15 protein-coding genes are annotated in these 18,241 nt (G+C 64.7%); 6 read left to right on the forward strand and 9 right to left on the reverse strand.

Features of this window, described 5'->3' with window-relative positions:
* Positions 1–8: 8 nt before the first annotated feature.
* The 4 genes from secD to queA all read right to left on the reverse strand — a co-directional run bounded on the left by secD (position 9) and on the right by queA (position 5,131).
* Positions 9–2,057 carry a protein translocase subunit SecD gene (gene secD / locus LPA37_RS06915; protein ID WP_229012125.1) on the reverse strand — a complete coding sequence of 683 codons (2,049 nt, stop codon included), beginning with the start codon at positions 2,055–2,057 and terminating at the stop codon, positions 9–11.
* Between the two features lie 144 nt (positions 2,058–2,201).
* Positions 2,202–2,525: a preprotein translocase subunit YajC gene (gene yajC, locus LPA37_RS06920; protein WP_228975067.1), complete on the reverse strand. Its 324-nt coding sequence runs from the start codon at positions 2,523–2,525 to the stop codon at positions 2,202–2,204.
* 254 nt (positions 2,526–2,779) lie between these two features.
* Positions 2,780–3,967: a tRNA guanosine(34) transglycosylase Tgt gene (gene tgt, locus LPA37_RS06925; RefSeq protein WP_229012126.1), complete on the reverse strand. Its 1,188-nt coding sequence runs from the start codon at positions 3,965–3,967 to the stop codon at positions 2,780–2,782.
* Between the two features lie 114 nt (positions 3,968–4,081).
* On the reverse strand, positions 4,082–5,131 hold the full coding sequence (queA, locus tag LPA37_RS06930) for a tRNA preQ1(34) S-adenosylmethionine ribosyltransferase-isomerase QueA (RefSeq protein WP_228975064.1): 1,050 nt from the start codon (positions 5,129–5,131) through the stop codon (positions 4,082–4,084).
* Between the two features lie 178 nt (positions 5,132–5,309).
* Here queA and recG point away from each other — a divergent pair, with 178 nt between their 5' ends.
* The 6 genes from recG to ubiA all read left to right on the forward strand — a co-directional run bounded on the left by recG (position 5,310) and on the right by ubiA (position 12,505).
* A complete protein-coding gene (recG, locus tag LPA37_RS06935; protein WP_229012127.1) occupies positions 5,310–7,520 on the forward strand; it encodes an ATP-dependent DNA helicase RecG in 2,211 nt (736 codons plus the stop codon).
* A gap of 167 nt (positions 7,521–7,687) precedes the next feature.
* The gene (locus tag LPA37_RS06940; RefSeq protein WP_228975060.1) at positions 7,688–8,647 is read left to right on the forward strand and encodes a LysR substrate-binding domain-containing protein; all 960 of its coding nucleotides are present in this window, start codon (positions 7,688–7,690) and stop codon (positions 8,645–8,647) included.
* Between the two features lie 372 nt (positions 8,648–9,019).
* Complete coding sequence (locus LPA37_RS06945) at positions 9,020–10,480, forward strand: catalase (RefSeq protein ID WP_229012128.1); 1,461 nt, start codon at positions 9,020–9,022, stop codon at positions 10,478–10,480.
* A 62-nt stretch (positions 10,481–10,542) separates the two neighbouring features.
* Positions 10,543–10,725: a hypothetical protein gene (locus LPA37_RS06950; protein ID WP_229012129.1), complete on the forward strand. Its 183-nt coding sequence runs from the start codon at positions 10,543–10,545 to the stop codon at positions 10,723–10,725.
* 136 nt (positions 10,726–10,861) lie between these two features.
* A complete protein-coding gene (locus LPA37_RS06955; RefSeq protein WP_228975055.1) occupies positions 10,862–11,350 on the forward strand; it encodes a Dps family protein in 489 nt (162 codons plus the stop codon).
* Between the two features lie 291 nt (positions 11,351–11,641).
* Complete coding sequence (gene ubiA, locus LPA37_RS06960; protein WP_229012130.1) at positions 11,642–12,505, forward strand: 4-hydroxybenzoate octaprenyltransferase; 864 nt, start codon at positions 11,642–11,644, stop codon at positions 12,503–12,505.
* A gap of 122 nt (positions 12,506–12,627) precedes the next feature.
* On the opposite strand, the gene proC is transcribed toward ubiA, so the two are convergent.
* The 5 genes from proC to LPA37_RS06985 form a co-directional block, all read right to left on the reverse strand.
* Positions 12,628–13,443 (reverse strand): pyrroline-5-carboxylate reductase, encoded by an 816-nt coding sequence (gene proC, locus LPA37_RS06965; protein WP_228975050.1) that lies wholly within the window; start codon positions 13,441–13,443, stop codon positions 12,628–12,630.
* A gap of 22 nt (positions 13,444–13,465) precedes the next feature.
* Positions 13,466–14,164 carry a YggS family pyridoxal phosphate-dependent enzyme gene (locus tag LPA37_RS06970; protein WP_229012131.1) on the reverse strand — a complete coding sequence of 233 codons (699 nt, stop codon included), beginning with the start codon at positions 14,162–14,164 and terminating at the stop codon, positions 13,466–13,468.
* Between the two features lie 91 nt (positions 14,165–14,255).
* On the reverse strand, positions 14,256–15,482 hold the full coding sequence (glcF, locus tag LPA37_RS06975) for a glycolate oxidase subunit GlcF (protein WP_228975046.1): 1,227 nt from the start codon (positions 15,480–15,482) through the stop codon (positions 14,256–14,258).
* 7 nt (positions 15,483–15,489) lie between these two features.
* A complete protein-coding gene (gene glcE, locus LPA37_RS06980) occupies positions 15,490–16,578 on the reverse strand; it encodes a glycolate oxidase subunit GlcE (RefSeq protein ID WP_229012132.1) in 1,089 nt (362 codons plus the stop codon).
* 157 nt (positions 16,579–16,735) lie between these two features.
* Positions 16,736–18,229, reverse strand: a complete 1,494-nt coding sequence (locus LPA37_RS06985; RefSeq protein ID WP_228975043.1) for an FAD-linked oxidase C-terminal domain-containing protein — start codon at positions 18,227–18,229, stop codon at positions 16,736–16,738.
* Positions 18,230–18,241: the final 12 nt, after the last annotated feature.

The raw sequence follows: 18,241 nt of genomic DNA on the forward strand, positions 1-18,241 counted from the left end.
TCCGGGACTCAGCGGGATGAACCCGGTTTCCGGGGCGCGGTGCCCGGATCGTTACGACGGCGGACAACCGGCTTGCCGGTGCGCGGCGCGGCGTTCGCCGCACTGGCTTTCGCGGCCTTGCGTGCGCCGGCGGCAGCGACGGCTTGCGCCGTGTCGGTGGCGGCATCGTCGTGCCCGAGGAACGCCGCGTCGCCTTCGACGGGTGCCGGGCGCCATACCTGACCGATCGCCAGCGATTTCAGCTTCTTCTTGCCGCCGTACCAGAAGTTCACGATACCGCGCGAGAAGAACACCGCCGAGAACATCGACGTCATGATGCCGATACAGTGAACGACCGCGAAGCCGCGCACCGGACCCGAACCGAACGCGAGCAGCGCGAGACCCGCGATCAGCGTGGTCACGTTCGAGTCGAGAATCGTCGCCCATGCGTGCTCATAGCCGTTCTGGATGGCCAGTTGCGGCGGCGCGCCGTGGCGCAGTTCTTCACGCACGCGTTCGTTGATCAGCACGTTCGCGTCGATCGCCATACCGAGCGCGAGCGCGATAGCGGCGATACCCGGCAACGTCAGCGTGGCCTGCAGCATCGAGAGAATCGAGATCAGCAGCAACAGGTTCACCGACAGGCCGATCATCGAGATCAGGCCGAACAGCATGTAGTACGCGATCATGAAGACGGCGATCGCCGCGAAACCCCACACTACCGAGTGGAAGCCCTTCTTGATGTTGTCGGCGCCGAGGCTCGGGCCGATCGTGCGTTCCTCGATGATGTCCATCGGCGCCGCCAGCGAGCCGGCGCGCAGCAGCAGCGCCAGATCCGCCGCGGCTTGCGGCGTCGGCTGGCCGGTGATCTGGAAGCGGTCGCCCAGTTCCGACTGGATCGTCGCGACCGTCAGCACTTCGCCCTTGCCCTTCTCGAACAGCACCATCGCCATCGGCTTGCCGATGTTGTCGCGCGATACCGATGCCACGGCGCGGCCGCCGCGACTGTCGAGGCGGATGTTCACCGACGGACGCTGATGCTCGTCGAAGCCCGACGACGCATCGATAATCCGGTCGCCCGTGAAGATGATCTGCTTTCTCAGCAGCACCGGTGTCTGCGCGCCCTGCGTGAAGAGTTCATCGCCCGGGGGCACCGGATCGTTCGGGTTCGGATGCGTGTTCACCGGGTCGGCCAGACGCGCTTCGAGTGTCGCCGTGCGGCCGATGATGTCCTTCGCCTTGGCCGTGTCCTGCACGCCCGGCAGTTCGACCACGATGCGGTCGGTGCCTTGCTGCTGGATTACCGGTTCGGCGACGCCCAGTTCATTCACGCGGTTATGCAGCGTGGTGATGTTCTGCTTGAGCGCCGAGTCTTCGACCGTCTTCTGCACGGCGGGCGTGAAGGTGCCGACCACCAGGACACCGCCCGCCGGATCCGGCTGCGTGGCCCACTGGAGTTCGTTGATGCCGGTGGCAAGCTGCTTGCGCGCGGTTTCGGCGACGTCCGCGTCGGCGAAATTGACGACGACCGTCTGGTTCACGCGGTTCACGCCGCCATCGCGGATGTTCTTGTCGCGCAGCAGGGTGCGGGCGTCGGACGCGTCGGAGTCGAGCTTCTTGTTCAGCGCGCCGGCCATGTCGACCTGCAGCAGGAAGTGGACACCGCCGCGCAGATCGAGACCGAGGTACATCGGCAGCGCGTGCAGCGCGGTCAGCCAGCCGGGCGACGCGCTTTGCAGGTTCAGCGCGACGATGAACTGCGGATCGGTGGGATCGGCGTTCAGCGACTTCTGCAGCAGGTCCTTCACGCGCAGCTGCGTGTCGGTGTCCGTCAGACGCACGCGGATGTTCGCGTTGGTCGCCGAATTGTCGAACGTGACGGCGGACGGTTTGATCTGATCGGAAGCGAGTGCGGATTCGACCTGCGCGAGCGTGGTCGAATCGAGCTTGACCGTTGCTTTGCCGCTCAACACCTGGACCGCCGGCGCTTCACCGAAGAAGTTGGGCAACGTGTACACGAGGCCGATGACGAGCGCCACCAGCATCACGACATATTTCCAGAGGGGGTAACGATTCATGGGGATGGCCCAACGGGAAGGTTGGCCTGGAAGCCCGGTCCGATTTCCTGGCTTTCAGGCGATGCGTCCGGCGATGAGCGCGGGAACCGTGGCGTGAGCCATGTGCGGTTCCGGCGAGGCCGCGCCGGACGCGAAGAGCAGGCCTTACAGCGACTTGAGCGTGCCTTTCGGGAGAATCTGCGTCACCGAGGCTTTCTGCACGGTGATTTCAGTGCCCTCAGAAATTTCGACGCCAACGTAAGCATCGCTCACCCTGGTGATCTTGCCCACGATGCCGCCATTCGTGACGACTTCATCGCCCTTGGCCATTGCGGCGAGCATGTTGCGGTGGTCCTTCTGGCGCTTCATTTGCGGACGGATCATGATGAAATACAGCACGGCGAACATCAGGATCAGGGGCAGGAAGCTCATCAGGCTCGATTCTGCGCCACCGGTGCCTTGCGCGAAGGCATTGGAAATGAACGACACGTTGGTCTCTCCGTTATAACGATCAAAAAATGCAGCCGGTTATTCTACCACCTGCTATAAGCCGCAACTGCACATGAAATGCGCTTTCCGATCAAGCTGTTATTTGCGACAGGTGCAGCTCGATCACATATTGCGAAAGATGATTGTAAGGTTTGTTCCGTCGCATGGGCGCATTGTTCTGCGGATTTCGCCGCACGCGTTAATGGACGGGCGTTTGCGGGCGACGCGGCCTTACCCACAACGTGGGAACGCCGTCAGGCAGGCCCTTCGACGCCTCGCGCCCGGTTTTCGTGAAACAGCTTGCGGAACGCGTCGAACATATGGTTTTCGATCGCGTCGCGCATTTCCTGCATCAATTCCAGGTAGTAGTGCAGGTTGTGGATCGTGTTCAGCTGCGCGCCGAGGATCTCGCCCACGCGATGCAGATGGTGCAGATAGCCGCGGGTGAAATTGCGGCAGGTGTAGCAGCCGCATCGCTCGTCGAGCGGGCGCAGCGAGTTCCGGTGCGTCGCGTTGCGGATCTTCACGTCGCCGAAACGGGTGAAGAGCCAGCCGTTGCGCGCATTGCGGGTCGGCATCACACAGTCGAACATGTCGACGCCGGCTGCGACGCCCGCGACCAGATCCTCCGGCGTGCCGACGCCCATCAGGTAGTGCGGCCTGTTCGCCGGCAGCTTCGGTGCGATGTGGTTCAGCACGCGCATCATGTCCTCCTTCGGCTCGCCGACCGAAAGCCCGCCGATCGCTAAGCCGTGGAAGCCGATTTCCGACAGGCCCGCCAGCGATTCGTCGCGAAGATCCTCGAACATGCCGCCCTGAACGATGCCGAAGAGCGCATTCGGGTTGCCGAGCCTGTTGAATTCGTCGATCGAACGTTTCGCCCAGCGCATCGACATGCGCATCGAATCAGCCGCTTCCTGGTGCGACGTCGGGACGTTATCGGTCGCGTACGGTGTGCATTCGTCGAACTGCATGACGATGTCGGAGTTCAGCACCTTCTGGACCTGCATCGACACTTCCGGCGACAGGAAGAGCTTGTCGCCGTTGATCGGCGACGCGAACGTGACGCCATCTTCGGTGATCTTGCGCAGATCGCCGAGCGAAAACACCTGAAAACCGCCTGAATCGGTCAGGATCGGCTTTTTCCAGCCCATGAAGGAATGGAGGCCGCCGTGCGCGGCGATCGTTTCGAGCCCGGGACGCAGCCACAGGTGAAACGTGTTGCCGAGGATGATCTGCGCGTGCATCTCCTCGAGTTCGCGCGGCTGGACCGCCTTCACCGTGCCGTACGTGCCGACCGGCATGAAGATCGGCGTTTCGACGACGCCGTGATTGAGCGTCACGCGGCCGCGGCGCGCCTCGCCGTCGGTGGTGAGCAGTTCGAACTTGAGGCCGTTGTCCGGGCTTCCGGTTTGTGTTTCGTGCTGATGACCGTCGGTCATGAAAAGACTCCTGTGCCACCGGAAAACAGTCCGGAGCAGATGAAGAACGCCGCTTTCGCCTGGCGCGGCGGCGGGTTGAAACTGCCTGTTATCTGATATCCGGGCCGCTGTGAATCACGCGTCGCGGCGCGTGAGCAGCATTGCGTCGCCGTAGCTGAAAAAGCGGTACCGCTCTTCGATCGCGTGGGCGTAGGCGGCGCGGATCGTGTCGATCCCGGCGAACGCCGACACCAGCATCAACAGCGTCGACTTCGGCAGGTGGAAGTTCGTCACCAGCCGGTCAACGATGCGGAACCGGTAGCCTGGCGTGATGAAGATGTCCGTTTCGGCGCTCGTTGCCGCGAGCGGGCGACCGGCTTCCTCGGCAGTGCGCGCGGCGGCTTCGAGCGCGCGCATCGAGGTCGTGCCGACCGCGATCACGCGGTTGCCACGCGCCCGGGTCGCGGCGATGCGATCCACGAGCGTCTGCGGCAACTGATACCACTCGCTGTGCATTTTGTGCTCGTCGAGATTCTCCACGCGCACCGGCTGGAACGTACCCGCGCCGACATGCAGCGTCAGCGTCGCGCGCTCGATGCCTTTCTCGTCCAGACGCGCGAGCAGCGATGTATCGAAGTGCAGGCCGGCGGTCGGCGCGGCGACCGCGCCCGGGTTCCGCGCGAACACGGTCTGATAGCGCGTCTCGTCGGTCGCGTCGGGGTCGTGCTCGATGTAGGGCGGCAGCGGCAGCCGGCCGTACTGCTCGATCAGCGTCAGGCAGTCCGCGGGAAAGTGCAGCGTGTAGAACGGCTCGACACGCTCGCCGACCGTGACGTCGAATGCATCCGCGAGACGCAGCGTCGTGCCGGGCGCCGGGCTTTTGCTGGCGCGGATCTGCGCGAGCGCGGTCGTTTCGCCAGTCAGCCGTTCGACCAGCACTTCGATCTTGCCGCCACTGGCCTTCTGGCCGAGGAAGCGTGCCTTCAGGACTTTGGTATCGTTGAAGACCAGCAGATCGCCGGGCGCGATGCACTCGGGCAGCTCGGCGAAGCGGCGGTCGTTGAAGCGGGCGGGCGCGCGCGAGCCGTCCACTTCGAGCAGACGGCTCGCGCTGCGCTCGGGCAACGCGGTCTGCGCGATCAGCTCGGGCGGCAGGACAAAATCGAAATCGGAAAGCGTGAACATGCGAACGGACTGGATGTGAATCGATGCTGAATTGAACCGGTGCCGGGCGGCGAGCGGCTATGATTGCGAAACATTGCTGCGCCAGCCCGCGTGAGCGACCCGTCGGGTGTGCCGGCATGGCGCGCGCGGCAGCGCTGCACCACCCCGGAAAGCCGATATTGTACTTGCGAAGCGACACATGCCCTTGCCCGAACGCCGTATGCCTGCCGATACCGAAGAAGTGAGCGTCGCGCCGAAACGCCGCGCCGCGCGCGGCAAGGCGGCGGCCGCGGCGTCGAATGCGCAGGCGGACGATCAGGCCAGCGCGAAAAAGCCCGCTGCGGCGCCCACCCGAGCCGCCGACAAACTCGCCAAACTCGGTCTCACGCGCGACATCGATCTCGTGCTGCATCTGCCGATGCGCTACGAAGACGAAACGTCGCTCACGCCCGTGGGCGAACTGCTGCCAGGCGGCATCGCGCAGACCGAAGGCGTCGTGTTCGACAACGAGATTGCCTGGCGTCCGCGTCGCCAGTTGCTGGTCAAGCTGCGTGACGATGCCGGCGACGAACTCGTGTTGCGCTTTCTCAACTTCTACGGCTCGCAGGTCAGGCAGATGGCGATCGGCCAGCGGCTGCGTGTGCGCGGCGATGTGCGCGGCGGCTTCTTTGGCATGGAGATGGTGCATCCGGCGGTGAAAGTCGTCGAAGAAGAAACGCCGCTGCCGCAGGCGCTGACGCCCGTCTATCCGAGCACCGCCGGCGTGACGCAGGCTTATCTGCGCAAGTCGATCGATAACGCGCTGTCGCGCACCGCGCTGCCGGAACTGCTGCCCGTGCCGGTCGCGCAGGCGTATCTGCAGCCGCTGGGTGTGCCGCCATTGATCGACGCGGTACGTACGCTGCATCACCCGAACGCGGATTCGGACGAGCACGCGCTGATCGACGGCACGCATCCGGCCTGGACGCGCATCAAGTTCGAGGAACTGCTCGCGCAGCAAATGTCGCTCAAGCGCGCACATGAAGAGCGACGCACCCGCGCGGCACCGGCGATGCCGCGTCGCGGGCCGGCGGATCAGGCTTCGCTCGTCACGCGCCTGCTCGCCGCGTTGCCGTTCGCGCTGACGGGCGCGCAGCAGCGCGTCACGGCCGGGATCGCGCAGGATCTGACACAGCCGCATCCGATGCAGCGTCTGCTGCAGGGCGACGTCGGCAGCGGCAAGACGGTCGTCGCGGCGCTCGCCGCCGCGCAGGCGATCGACGCGGGCTATCAGGCCGCGTTGATGGCGCCGACCGAAATCCTCGCCGAACAGCACGCGCGCAAGCTGCGCGGCTGGCTCGAACCGCTCGGCGTGAGCGTCGCGTGGCTCGCCGGAAGCCTGAAGGCGAAAGACAAGCGCGCGGCGCTCGAAGCCGCGGCGCTCGGCACCGCGCAGCTCGTGATCGGCACGCACGCGATCATCCAGGACGCCGTCGAGTTCGCGCGCCTTGGCCTCGTGATCGTCGACGAACAGCACCGCTTCGGCGTCGAGCAGCGCCTCGCGCTGCGCGCGAAGGGGCAAAACGCCGCCGACGGCGCGCGCGACTTCCAGCCGCATCAGCTGATGATGTCGGCCACGCCGATTCCGCGCACGCTCGCCATGACCTACTACGCGGACCTTGACGTTTCCACCATCGACGAACTCCCGCCTGGCCGCACGCCGATCCTGACAAAACTGGTTTCCGACGCGCGCCGTGAAGAAGTGACCGGCCGCGTGCGCGAGGCGGCGCTGACAGGGCGCCAGGTCTACTGGGTCTGCCCGCTGATCGAGGAAAGCGAGACGCTACAGTTGCAAACCGCGGTTGAAACGTACGAAACGCTGATCGCGGCGTTGCCGGAACTGAACGTCGGCCTCGTGCACGGGCGCCTCGCGCCCGCCGAAAAAGCCGCGGTGATGGACGCCTTCACGCGCAACGAAGTGCAACTGCTGGTCGCGACGACGGTGATCGAAGTGGGCGTCGACGTGCCGAACGCATCGCTGATGGTGATCGAGCACGCCGAGCGCTTCGGTCTCGCGCAACTGCATCAGTTGCGCGGGCGGGTGGGGCGCGGCAGTGCGGCGTCGGTGTGCGTGCTGCTCTATACCGGGCCGCTGTCGCAAACCGCCCGCGCACGGTTGCAGACCATGCGCGAAACGACCGACGGCTTCGAAATCGCGCGGCGCGACCTCGAAATCCGCGGTCCCGGTGAGTTTCTGGGTGCGCGACAGTCGGGCGCGGCCATGCTGCGGTTTGCCGATCTCGAACAGGACGGCTGGCTGATCGAGCCGGCGCGCGAAGCGGCCGCGCGTCTGCTCGACGAATACCCGGATGTCGTCACGCAGCACCTGGCCCGCTGGCTCGGCGCGCGCGAGCACTATCTGAAGGCCTGACGTCTGACGCCCGCCATGCCGCGCCGCGCCGGCGGCGGGCGGCCCGCAACCCGGGCTGGACAGGGCGCCGGCGGTTTTGCCTGCATTGAAGTCAATCCGGGTTGGCGAATTGGCCCCATAGGTGTATAACAGAAACCTATCGAATCCATCGCTCTGATTGGTCCCCAATGACGCTCACTGAATTGAAATACATCGTCGCGGTTGCCCGCGAACGGCACTTCGGCCGGGCGGCCGAAGCGTGTTTCGTCAGCCAGCCGACGCTGTCGGTGGCGATCAAGAAGCTCGAAGACGAACTGAACGTGCAGATTTTCGAGCGCGGCACGAGCGAAGTCAGCGTGACGCCGGTGGGCGAGCAGATCGTCTCGCAGGCGCAGCGCGTGCTGGAACAGACGCTCGCCATCAAGGAAATCGCCAAGCAGGGCAAGGATCCGCTCGTCGGCCCGCTGCGTCTGGGCGTGATCTACACGATCGGGCCGTATCTGCTGCCCACGCTCGTCAAGCAGATGATCCGGCGCGTCCCGCAGATGCCGCTGATGCTGCAGGAAAACTACACGCTCAAGCTGATCGAACTGCTCAAGCAGGGCGAAATCGACGTCGCCATCATGGCGCTGCCGTTCCCTGAAACCGGCCTGATGCTGCGTCCGCTGTACGACGAGCCGTTCGTCGTCGCGCTGCCGTCGGGCCACGCGTGGGAGACGCGCGCGAAAATCGACCCCAGCGACCTGAAGCAGGAAACCATGCTGCTGCTCGGCAGCGGCCACTGCTTCCGCGATCATGTGCTGGGCGTGTGTCCGGAACTGATGCGCTTTTCGCAGAACGCCGACGGCATCCAGAAGACGTTCGAGGGCTCTTCGCTCGAGACGATCCGCCATATGGTCGCAAGCGGCGTTGGCATCACCGTGCTGCCGCGCATGTCGGTGACCGAGGTGAAGCCGCACGCGGGCGGTGTCGACTCGGGGCTCCTCAGCTACGTGCATTTCGACGAGCCGGTACCCGACCGTCGCGTCGTGCTGGCATGGCGCAAGAGTTTCACGCGGATGCCCGCCATCGACGCCATCTGCGATGCCATCAACGCCTGCGATCTGTCCGGCGTGAGCAAGCTCGAGCAGCCAGTAGCGGTCAGTTAAACGCGCGCTGTCTCATCGGTTGGACTGGCCGCCGGCATCGCGCCGCGCGGCCAGAAGAAGCCCTCCCAGATTCAGGGCTTCGACTATCGAATAGATATGTTTAATCAAATTCTATAATTCAATAGCCATTGTTATAGTTTCCTCCATGGATCGCCCGATCCGACACTCCCGGAGGAACCCATGAATCAAGCCCATTCCCCGCTTGCCCAGCAAGCCACGACGCTCCCGGTACAGACCCTTGCCGCATCGCTGCGCACCGTGGCGTTCGCACTTCTCGTCGATCGCGCGATTTCGGCCTGAGGTTCGCGGCCATAGCGGCTGTGTCGCCTGTGGCACCACGCTCAATTTCCAGTAAAAGCCAGGAGTAGAAGGATGTCTGAACGCAAACTCACCACTGCCGCCGGTGCGCCCGTCGCCGACAACCAGAATTCGATGACCGCGGGCCCGCGCGGCCCGGTCGCGCTGCAGGATGTCTGGCTGATCGAGAAGCTGGCGCACTTCGACCGCGAGGTGATTCCCGAGCGACGCGTCCATGCAAAAGGGTCCGGCGCGTTCGGCACGCTGAAGATCACGCACGACATCTCGCGCTTCACGAAAGCAAAGGTGTTTGCGCAGGTCGGTAAGGAAACGCCGCTCTTCATGCGTTTTTCGACCGTTGCCGGTGAGCGCGGCGCCGCCGATGCCGAGCGCGACGTGCGCGGTTTCGCCGTCAAGTTCTACACGGAAGAGGGCAACTGGGATGTCGTCGGCAACAACACGCCGGTGTTCTTCATTCGCGATCCGCTGAAGTTTCCGGACTTCATCCATACGCAAAAGCGCGACCCGTACACGAACACGCGCAGCAACGTCGCGGCGTGGGACTTCTGGTCGCAGCATCCGGAGTCGCTGCACCAGGTGACGATCGTGATGAGCGATCGCGGCATTCCGCGGAACTACCGGACGATGCACGGCTTCGGCTCGCACACGTACTCGTTCATCAACGCGAATAACGAGCGCTTCTGGGTGAAGTTCCACTTCAGGTCGATGCAGGGTATCGAAAACCATACCGACGCCGAAGCCGCGCAGGTGATCGCCGCCGATCGTGAAAGCGCGCAACGCGATCTGGTCGCGAACATCGACAGCGGGAATTTTCCGAAGTGGCGATTCTGCATTCAGGTGATGCCGGAAGCGGAGGCCGCGACGTATCGCTACAATCCGTTCGACATCACGAAAGTGTGGCCGTACAAGGACTATCCGTTGATCGACGTCGGCACCCTTGAATTGAACCGTAATGCCGGCAACTACTTCGTGGACGTCGAGCAGGCGGCGTTTTCGCCGGCGAACGTGGTGCCGGGTATCGGGTTTTCGCCGGACCGCCTGTTGCAGGGGCGCCTTTTTTCATACGGCGACACGCAGCGTTACCGGCTGGGCGTGAACCATCACCAGATTCCGGTGAATGCGTCGCGCGTCGCGTCGCCGCATTCGTTCCATCGGGACGGCGGCATGCGCACCGACAGCAACCTGGGCGGCACGGTGAACTACGAGCCGAACCGCTTTGGTGACTTTGCGCAGGACCGCAACGCCGCGGAACCGCCGCTCGCTGCCGGGAACGTCGATCGCTACGACCATCGGGAAGACGACGACTACTACAGCCAGCCGGCCGCGCTGTTCCGGATTTTCGATGCAGCACAACGCGAGCGACTGTTCGGCAACATCGCGCGGCACATCAACGGCGTGCCGGACGAGATCGTCGCGCGTCAGATCGAGCACTTCAGGCGCATCGATCCGGCGTATGCCGAAGGCGTCGTCGCGGCGATCGCAAAGCTCGCACAGCAGGACGCAAGCGGTAATTGAAGTCAGGCGGTATGGCGGTGCGCATCTGTGCACCGCCGGGTTTGAATCGAAGGAGAAGCATCATGAACCGGACAGTGCAGCATGCAATGAACCGTACGAACGGTGTCCGCGCAACGGGCGGCGCGCGTTACGTCGCGCACGCGCATGGCGCGACGGTTGCGAGAAAGATGGTGGGGCTCGCGATCGTCACGAGCGGTCTTGCCGTGATCGCCGCACAGGCGCTGCAGCACGCTTTCGGCGGCTGACAGGCGCGGGCGCGACCGTTCGCCAGCGCGCGTGCGGGGTTGCCCAGGCTACACTGTCGGGCATCCAGCGCTCGGGCTCGCGCATGCGATCCTGAACCTGCCGACCGGTTCGTATCACTCTTAAAAAGGAGTCGTCATGGCCAAAAAAGCAGCAGTACAGCACGTCAATATCGGTATCAGCGACAAGGATCGCAAGAAGATCGCGGAAGGGCTGTCGCGTCTTCTCGCCGATACGTACACGTTGTACCTGAAGACCCACAACTTCCACTGGAACGTGACGGGCCCGATGTTCAACACGTTGCATCTGATGTTCGAGACGCAATACACCGAACTCGCGATGGCCGTCGATCTGATCGCCGAACGTATCCGCGCGCTGGGCGTGCATGCACCGGGCAGCTACAAGGAATTCGCGAAGCTTTCGTCGATTCCGGAAGCCGACGGTGTGCCGGCCGCCGAAGACATGATTCGCCAGCTCGTCGAGGGCCAGGAAGCGGTGGTGCGCACGGCGCGCGAAATCTTCCCGTCGACCGAAGCAGCGCATGACGAGCCGACCGCCGATCTCTTGACGCAACGTATGCAGACGCACGAAAAGACCGCGTGGATGCTGCGTTCGATGCTGGCCTGATAGTTAATGGTTCGGCAGTGAACCGGCGCTGCGGCTGGTCAGATCCCGTCCGGTTCGTGCCGGGCGACGATTGCGATGCGCGGCGCCGGTGAGAAAGCAGGACGGAACGGCCTGCCAGGTTAGCACCTGGTGGGCTGTTTTTACATGTGGCCGTGATCCGGCTGAATTTTCCGGCGGCGCATCAACCTGTGGCTGGCCTCGCGCACCGGCGAAACGGGCGCAGGCGGCGGTCGCGGGTCACCGCTTGCCATGCTGCTCTAGAATGTCGGAATTGTTCTTACCCGGCTTCCCATGTTCGCCCGACTTCCGCTCTATCTCCGCCTTGTCCGCATGGACAAGCCCATCGGCAGTCTGCTGTTGCTGTGGCCGACGCTCAACGCCTTGTGGATCGCGTCGGACGGCCATCCGTCGTTTTCCCTGCTCGTGATTTTCGTGGTCGGCACGATCCTGATGCGCTCGGCCGGCTGCGCGATCAACGATTACGCCGACCGCGATTTCGACCGCTATGTGAAGCGCACCGAAAACCGGCCGATCACGTCAGGCAAGATCAAGGCGTGGGAGGCCGTGGCGCTCGCCGCCGGGCTGTCGCTGATCGCGTTTCTGCTGATCCTGCCGCTCAATACGCTGACGAAGGAACTGTCGGTGGCAGCGTTTTTTGTCGCCGGTTCGTACCCGTTCACGAAGCGGTTCTTCGCGATTCCGCAGGCTTATCTCGGCATCGCGTTCGGTTTTGGCATTCCGATGGCCTTCGCTGCAATCCAGAACCAGGTGCCGGTGCTCGCGTGGGTAATGCTGCTTGCCAACGTGTTCTGGTCGGTTGCGTACGACACCGAATACGCAATGGTCGATCGCGACGACGACATCAAGATCGGCATCCGTACTTCCGCGCTCACCTTCGGTCGCTTCGATGTGCTCGCGATCATGCTCTGCTACGCGATGACGCTTGGCATCTACGTCGGCATTGGCATCGTGCTGGGTTTCGGCGCGCTGTACTGGCTCGGCTGGGCGGCGGCGGCCGGATGCGCGGTCTATCACTACACGCTCATCCGCAACCGCGAGCGCATGTCGTGCTTTGCGGCGTTTCGCCATAACAACTGGCTGGGCGGCATGCTGTTCGTGGGGATCGCGGCGCACTATGCCGCTGGAGCGTTCTAACGCCACAGGTGCTGCACACGGCCAGCGGGGGTAATCGCGCTCGCCACCGGCAAGGCCGCTGCATCACGCAGGTTACAGTCAACCGGATGACCGCAGCCGGCGACCCGAAGCGGCTCCGTCCGTTACTGTTTGCCGAATTCGTCGCCCATCGCTTTTGCCCGCGCGTCCGCGGCCAGCGCGCCGCGCACGATCGCATCCTTGACACCCGATGCATCGAACGATGCAAGCGCCGCCGCCGTCGTGCCGCCTTTGGACGTCACGCGTTCGCGCAGCACGGCGGGCGACGCGTCGGACTGCGCCGCCAGTTGCGCTGCGCCCGTGAACGTCGCGACGGCAAGCGCGCGCCCTTGCGCCGCGTCCATGCCGAGCTGGCGCGCGGCTTCTTCCAGCGCTTCGATGAAATAAAACACGTATGCCGGGCCGCTGCCTGAAATGGCGGTCACGGCATCGATCTTTGCTTCGTCGTCGAACCATACTGTGTTGCTCACCGCGCCGAGAACCCTGGTGGCGAGCGCGCAGCCCGCTTCGTCGACGCCCGGCGTTGCGAACAGGCCCGTCGCGCCCATGCCGATCAGCGCCGGTGTATTCGGCATGGTGCGTACGACGCGCGCATGGCCGTTCAGCCAGCGCGACAGATCGTCGGCACGAATGCCCGCGGCAATGCTGATGACGAGCTGCTCCGCCCGCAGAAACGGCGCCAGGCCCGCAGCGACGCTCTTCAGGATCTGCGGCTTGACCGCGAGCAGGATGGCGTCGAACGAAGCGAGCACAGCGTCAGCCGCAGCGCCGGTGCGCACGCCGAATTGCTGCGCATTGCGCGCGCGCGCTTCTTCGTTGGGATCGATCGCATACAGGTCGGCCGGCGCCACACCACGTTTGATGAGACCGCCGATAAGCGCCGCAGCCATGTTGCCGCCGCCAATGAAAGCAATTTTCATGATGTTCCGTGAAGTGTTCTGTTCAGTTTGAGTAGTCGCGTGCGCCGAAGATCGCCGTGCCGACGCGCACGATCGTCGCACCTTCGATGACGGCCGCTTCGAGATCGCCCGACATGCCCATGGACAACGTGTCGAGTTCGAGCCCTTCCGCACGAAGCTGTTCGAAGAGCGCGTGCACCAGACGATGCGGCGCGCGTTGTGCCTCGATGTCGCCCGCGGGCTCGGGAATCGACATCAGGCCACGCAGCCGCAGCCGGGGCAACGCGGCGACGGCGCGGGCGAGTTCCAGCGCTTCGCCGGGCGCAATGCCGCTCTTCGATGCTTCGCCGCTTGCATTCACCTGCAGGCAGACATTGAGCGGAGGCAGATCGTCCGGCCGCTGCGTGGACAGGCGCCCGGCTATCTTCAGGCGATCGACCGAGTGAACCCAGTCGAAATTTTCCGCGACGGGTTTCGACTTGTTCGATTGCAGCGGGCCGATGAAATGCCATTCGAGATCCGCGCGCAGGTCGGCCAGCGCTTCGATTTTCGTGACGGCTTCCTGCACGTAGTTTTCGCCGAACGCGCGTTGCCCGGCGGCGTGCGCCGCGCGCACGTCTTCAGCGGGAAACGTTTTCGAAACCGCGAGCAGTTCGACCGAACGCGGGTCGCGACCGGCGCCGCGAGCGGCCAGCGCGATGCGCTGACGCACCGCGTCGAGGTGATGAATGAGATCGGGCATCAGACAGTTGGACACACAGCAAGGCGATGGAATGAATTATACGGACGCCATTCCTCGCCGCCGGGTCATCCGAACGGCCAGGTGAAAAACGTCAGGCCGAAAGCATATGCTCAACCAGTTCGATCCAGTGCTTGACCGGAATCGACGTGCCGCTTTGCAGATGCGCGATACAACCCACGTTGGCCGAAACAATCAGCTGCGGTTCCAGCGCGCGCAGCCGTTCGAGCTTCTGGTTGCGCAGCGTGTAGGAAAGCGTCGGTTGCGTGAGCGAATAGGTGCCGGCCGAACCGCAGCACAGGTGGCTGTCGGCGGGCAGGCGCACTTCGATGCCGAGCGCGGTGAGCAGATGCTCGACGCGCCCGCGCACCTGCTGGCCGTGCTGCAGCGTGCACGGCGGGTGGAAGGCGACCGTATGCACGGCGCGGCGGCGCGCGAGTGCTGCGAGCGACTCCTCGAAATCGGGCAGGATTTCGCAGATGTCGCGGGTGAGCTCGACGATACGGCGTGCCTTGTCCGCATACGCCGGGTCGCCGCGCAACAGGTGCGCGTATTCGCGTACCGTCGCGCCGCAACCGGACGCGTTCATCACGATCGCTTCGGCGCCGGCTTCGACGTGCGGCCACCATGCGTCGATGTTGGCGCGGATGTCGTCGAGTGCTTCGTCGTTATAGCCGAGGTGCAGGCGGATCGCGCCGCAGCAGCCGGCTTCCGGCGCGACGATGGTCTCGACGCCGAGCGCGTCGAGCACACGCGCTGTCGCGATATTGACGTTCGGCATCATCGAAGGCTGCACGCAACCGGCGAGCATCAGCATCTTGCGCGGGTGCTGGGCCGTCGGCCATTCAAGCAGCGGTTGCCGGGCAGGCACCTTGTCGCGCAGTTTTTTCGGCAGGAGCGGGCGCACGTGCTGGCCGAGCCGCATCGCAGGCGTGAAGAGCGCGCTGTTTGGCAGGAAGCTCGCCAGAATACGGCGCAGCAGGCGCTGGCCGGGAGGCCGCCTGACATGCTCCTCGACCACCTTGCGGCCGATTTCGACAAGGCGTCCGTACTGCACGCCCGAGGGGCACGTCGATTCGCAGTTGCGGCACGTGAGGCAACGGTCGAGGTGCATCTGCGTGCTGCGCGTGACGGGTGCGCCTTCCACCATCTGCTTGATCAGATAGATGCGGCCGCGTGGTCCGTCGAGCTCGTCGCCGAGTAGCTGGTACGTGGGGCAGGTCGCCGTGCAGAAGCCGCAATGCACGCATTTGCGCAGGATGGAATCGGCTTCATCGCCGTCGGGCGTATTGCGAATGAAGTCCGCGAGGTTGGTTTGCATCGCGCGCTCAGAAGTCGGGGTAGAGCCGGCCGCGATTGAAGATGCGGGCCGGGTCGAATGCGGCCTTCAGGCCGCGATGGATTTTCATCAGCGGCGCGGGCAGCGGCGTGAACACGCCTGCGCTGCGGTCGAAGCCGTGTCCGGTGCGGAAGATGGTCGCGTGGCCGCCGGCCTGTTTGGCGCTGATGCGCACGGTCTGCGCGTCGGTGTCGGTGATCCACCAGCGCTGCGCGCCGCCCCATTCCATCAGTTGCGCCCCCGGCAGTTGCAAGGGCTCGGTAATCGACGGCAACGCGAGGCGCCACAACGCGGCGCCCGGCGTGATCGCGGAGAAGAACGGGTCGGTCTGTTCGCGCAGCCCCGCCCAGAAGCGTTCGGCCTCGACCGCATCGACCACTTCGCCGCCGAGCGACGTACGCGCCGATTTGACCGCGGCTTCGGCGCCGGCCAGGCGCATGACAAGCGTGCCGTTGCGCCATGCGCTCGCGGTGATGGGCAGCGGGTGGCCGGCCCATTCGTTGAGCTTGCGCACGGCGTCGGTGCCGTTCATGTCGAACTTGAGCGTCGCCTCGGCGACCGGAAGCGGCAGCACCTTCACCGACAGTTCGAGTATCAGCCCGAGCGTGCCGAGCGAGCCGGCCATGAGGCGCGACACGTCATAGCCCGCGACGTTCTTCACGACCTGGCCTCCGAAATGCAGCGTTTCTCCGTGACCGTTCATGATGACCGCGCCGAGCACGAAGTCGCGCGCGGCGCCGGCCGAAGGGCGTCGCGGCCCGGCAATGCCGGCCGCGATACAGCCGCCCAACGTTGCCTGTGGGCCGAAGTGCGGGGGTTCGAACGCCAGCATCTGCCGGTGTTCTGCTAGCGTCGCTTCGATTTCGAGGAGCGGCGTGCCGGCGCGCGCCGTGATCACGAGCTCCGCCGGATCGTAAGCGATGATGCCGCGATGCGCGCGCGTGTCGAGGATGTCGCCTTCCAGGCTCTGGCCGTACCAGTCTTTCGTGCCGCCGCCGCGAATGCGCACCGCGCGTCCTTCAGCGCTGGCCGAACGGATACGTTCGGACCAAACGGCGACGATGTCGTCCTCTTCCATGTCGTCCTGCTTCGTTGTGTTTCGTCCGATTGTACCGGGCGGGGCGGCGCTGGCAAGCCGGGGGCGACCCCGGGTTTGCCCATACGGGCTGCGCCAGTGGCGCGGCGCAGCAGCCCGGCGCCGGTGGGGCGTCCAGCTTGCGACGGTGCAGACCGCGCTAGAACCTCGGCAAATCCGGATGCGGCAGCAAGCCGCCGCGAATATGCATCCGGCCGTATTCGGCGCAGCGGGCACGCGTTGGGATGCCTTTGTCGGGATTCAGGAGGCCGGGCGGATCGAATGCACGCTTGACCGCGTGAAACGCGTCGCGCTCCTCGGGCGAAAACTGTACGCACATCGAGTTGATCTTCTCGATGCCCACACCGTGTTCGCCCGTCACCGTTCCGCCCAGCTCGACGCAGCATTCCAGGATGTCCGAGCCAAACGCTTCGGCCCGGTGCCATTCGTCGAGATCGTTGCCGTTGAAGAGGATCAGCGGATGCATGTTGCCGTCGCCCGCGTGGAACACGTTGATACAGCGCAGCGCGTATTTTTTCTCCATCTCGCTGATGCGCGACAGCAGTGGCCCGATACTGCGGCGCGGCACCGTGCCGTCCATGCAGTAGTAGTCGGGCGAGATGCGTCCGGCGGCCGGGAACGCGTTCTTGCGGCCCGACCAGAACTTGAGCCGCTCGCTTTCCGTGCGCGAAATCTGGATGCGCGTCGCGCCGCATTCACGCAGCACCGCCGTCATGCGGACGATTTCCTCGGAAACTTCTTCCGGGGTGCCATCCGACTCGCATAGCAGGATGGCGGCCGCGTCGAGATCGTAGCCGGCGTTGACGAATTCCTCGACGGCCCGCGTCGCTGGCTTGTCCATCATTTCGAGGCCGGCCGGAATGATGCCCGCCGCGATGATGCCGGCAACCGCGTCGCCGCCTTTCACGACGTCGTCGAAGCTGGCCATGATGACCTGCGCGGTTTGCGGTTTCGGGATCAACTTGACGGTAACTTCGGTGACGATCGCGAACATGCCTTCGCTGCCGATCAGCACCGCGAGCAGATCGAGGCCGGGTGCGTCGGGCGCGAGCGAGCCGAACTCGACGATCTCGCCCTCCATCGTGACGGCTCGCACGCGCAGCACGTTGTGCACGGTGAGGCCGTATTTCAGGCAATGCACGCCGCCGGAATTTTCCGAGACGTTGCCGCCGATCGTGCAGGCGATCTGCGAGGAAGGATCGGGCGCGTAGTAAAGGCCGTACGGCGCCGCGGCTTCCGAAATGGCGAGGTTGCGCACGCCCGGCTGGACAGTCGCGGTGCGCGCATAGGAATCGACTTCGACGATCTTGCGAAAGCGCGCGAGCGACACGACAACGCCATGGCGGATCGGCAGCGCGCCGCCGGACAGGCCGGTGCCGGCGCCGCGCGGCACGATCGGCACGCCTAGCCGATGGCAGATCTGCACGATGCGCTGCACCTGCGACTCCGTTTCCGGCAACGCAACCGCGAGCGGCAGCCGGCGATACGCGGCGAGGCCGTCGCAGTCGTAGGCGACGGTATCTTCTTCGCGATACAGCAGGCAGTGCGTCGGCAGTACGGCCATCAGCGCCTGCACGACTTCGCGCTGGCGCTGGGCGAGAACTTCAGGCGAAAGTTCGCCAGGTGCGTTCATGTCTCCTCCTTC

The organism is Paraburkholderia gardini (assembly GCF_907164545.1).
Taxonomy (GTDB): Bacteria; Pseudomonadota; Gammaproteobacteria; order Burkholderiales; family Burkholderiaceae; genus Paraburkholderia; species Paraburkholderia gardini.

Bases quoted from the DNA above. Each gene is read 5' to 3' on its own strand.
- glcE (WP_229012132.1), bottom strand. From the start codon at position 16,578: ATGGAAGAGGACGACATCGTCGCCGTTTGGTCCGAACGTATCCGTTCG.
- ubiA (WP_229012130.1), top strand. From the start codon at position 11,642: ATGTTCGCCCGACTTCCGCTCTATCTCCGCCTTGTCCGCATGGACAAG.
- LPA37_RS06945 (WP_229012128.1), top strand. From the start codon at position 9,020: ATGTCTGAACGCAAACTCACCACTGCCGCCGGTGCGCCCGTCGCCGAC.
- glcF (WP_228975046.1), bottom strand. From the start codon at position 15,482: ATGCAAACCAACCTCGCGGACTTCATTCGCAATACGCCCGACGGCGAT.
- LPA37_RS06970 (WP_229012131.1), bottom strand. From the start codon at position 14,164: ATGCCCGATCTCATTCATCACCTCGACGCGGTGCGTCAGCGCATCGCG.
- tgt (WP_229012126.1), bottom strand. From the start codon at position 3,967: ATGACCGACGGTCATCAGCACGAAACACAAACCGGAAGCCCGGACAAC.
- LPA37_RS06950 (WP_229012129.1), top strand. From the start codon at position 10,543: ATGAACCGGACAGTGCAGCATGCAATGAACCGTACGAACGGTGTCCGC.
- queA (WP_228975064.1), bottom strand. From the start codon at position 5,131: ATGTTCACGCTTTCCGATTTCGATTTTGTCCTGCCGCCCGAGCTGATC.
- LPA37_RS06985 (WP_228975043.1), bottom strand. From the start codon at position 18,229: ATGAACGCACCTGGCGAACTTTCGCCTGAAGTTCTCGCCCAGCGCCAG.
- LPA37_RS06940 (WP_228975060.1), top strand. From the start codon at position 7,688: ATGACGCTCACTGAATTGAAATACATCGTCGCGGTTGCCCGCGAACGG.
- proC (WP_228975050.1), bottom strand. From the start codon at position 13,443: ATGAAAATTGCTTTCATTGGCGGCGGCAACATGGCTGCGGCGCTTATC.
- LPA37_RS06955 (WP_228975055.1), top strand. From the start codon at position 10,862: ATGGCCAAAAAAGCAGCAGTACAGCACGTCAATATCGGTATCAGCGAC.
- secD (WP_229012125.1), bottom strand. From the start codon at position 2,057: ATGAATCGTTACCCCCTCTGGAAATATGTCGTGATGCTGGTGGCGCTC.
- recG (WP_229012127.1), top strand. From the start codon at position 5,310: ATGCCCTTGCCCGAACGCCGTATGCCTGCCGATACCGAAGAAGTGAGC.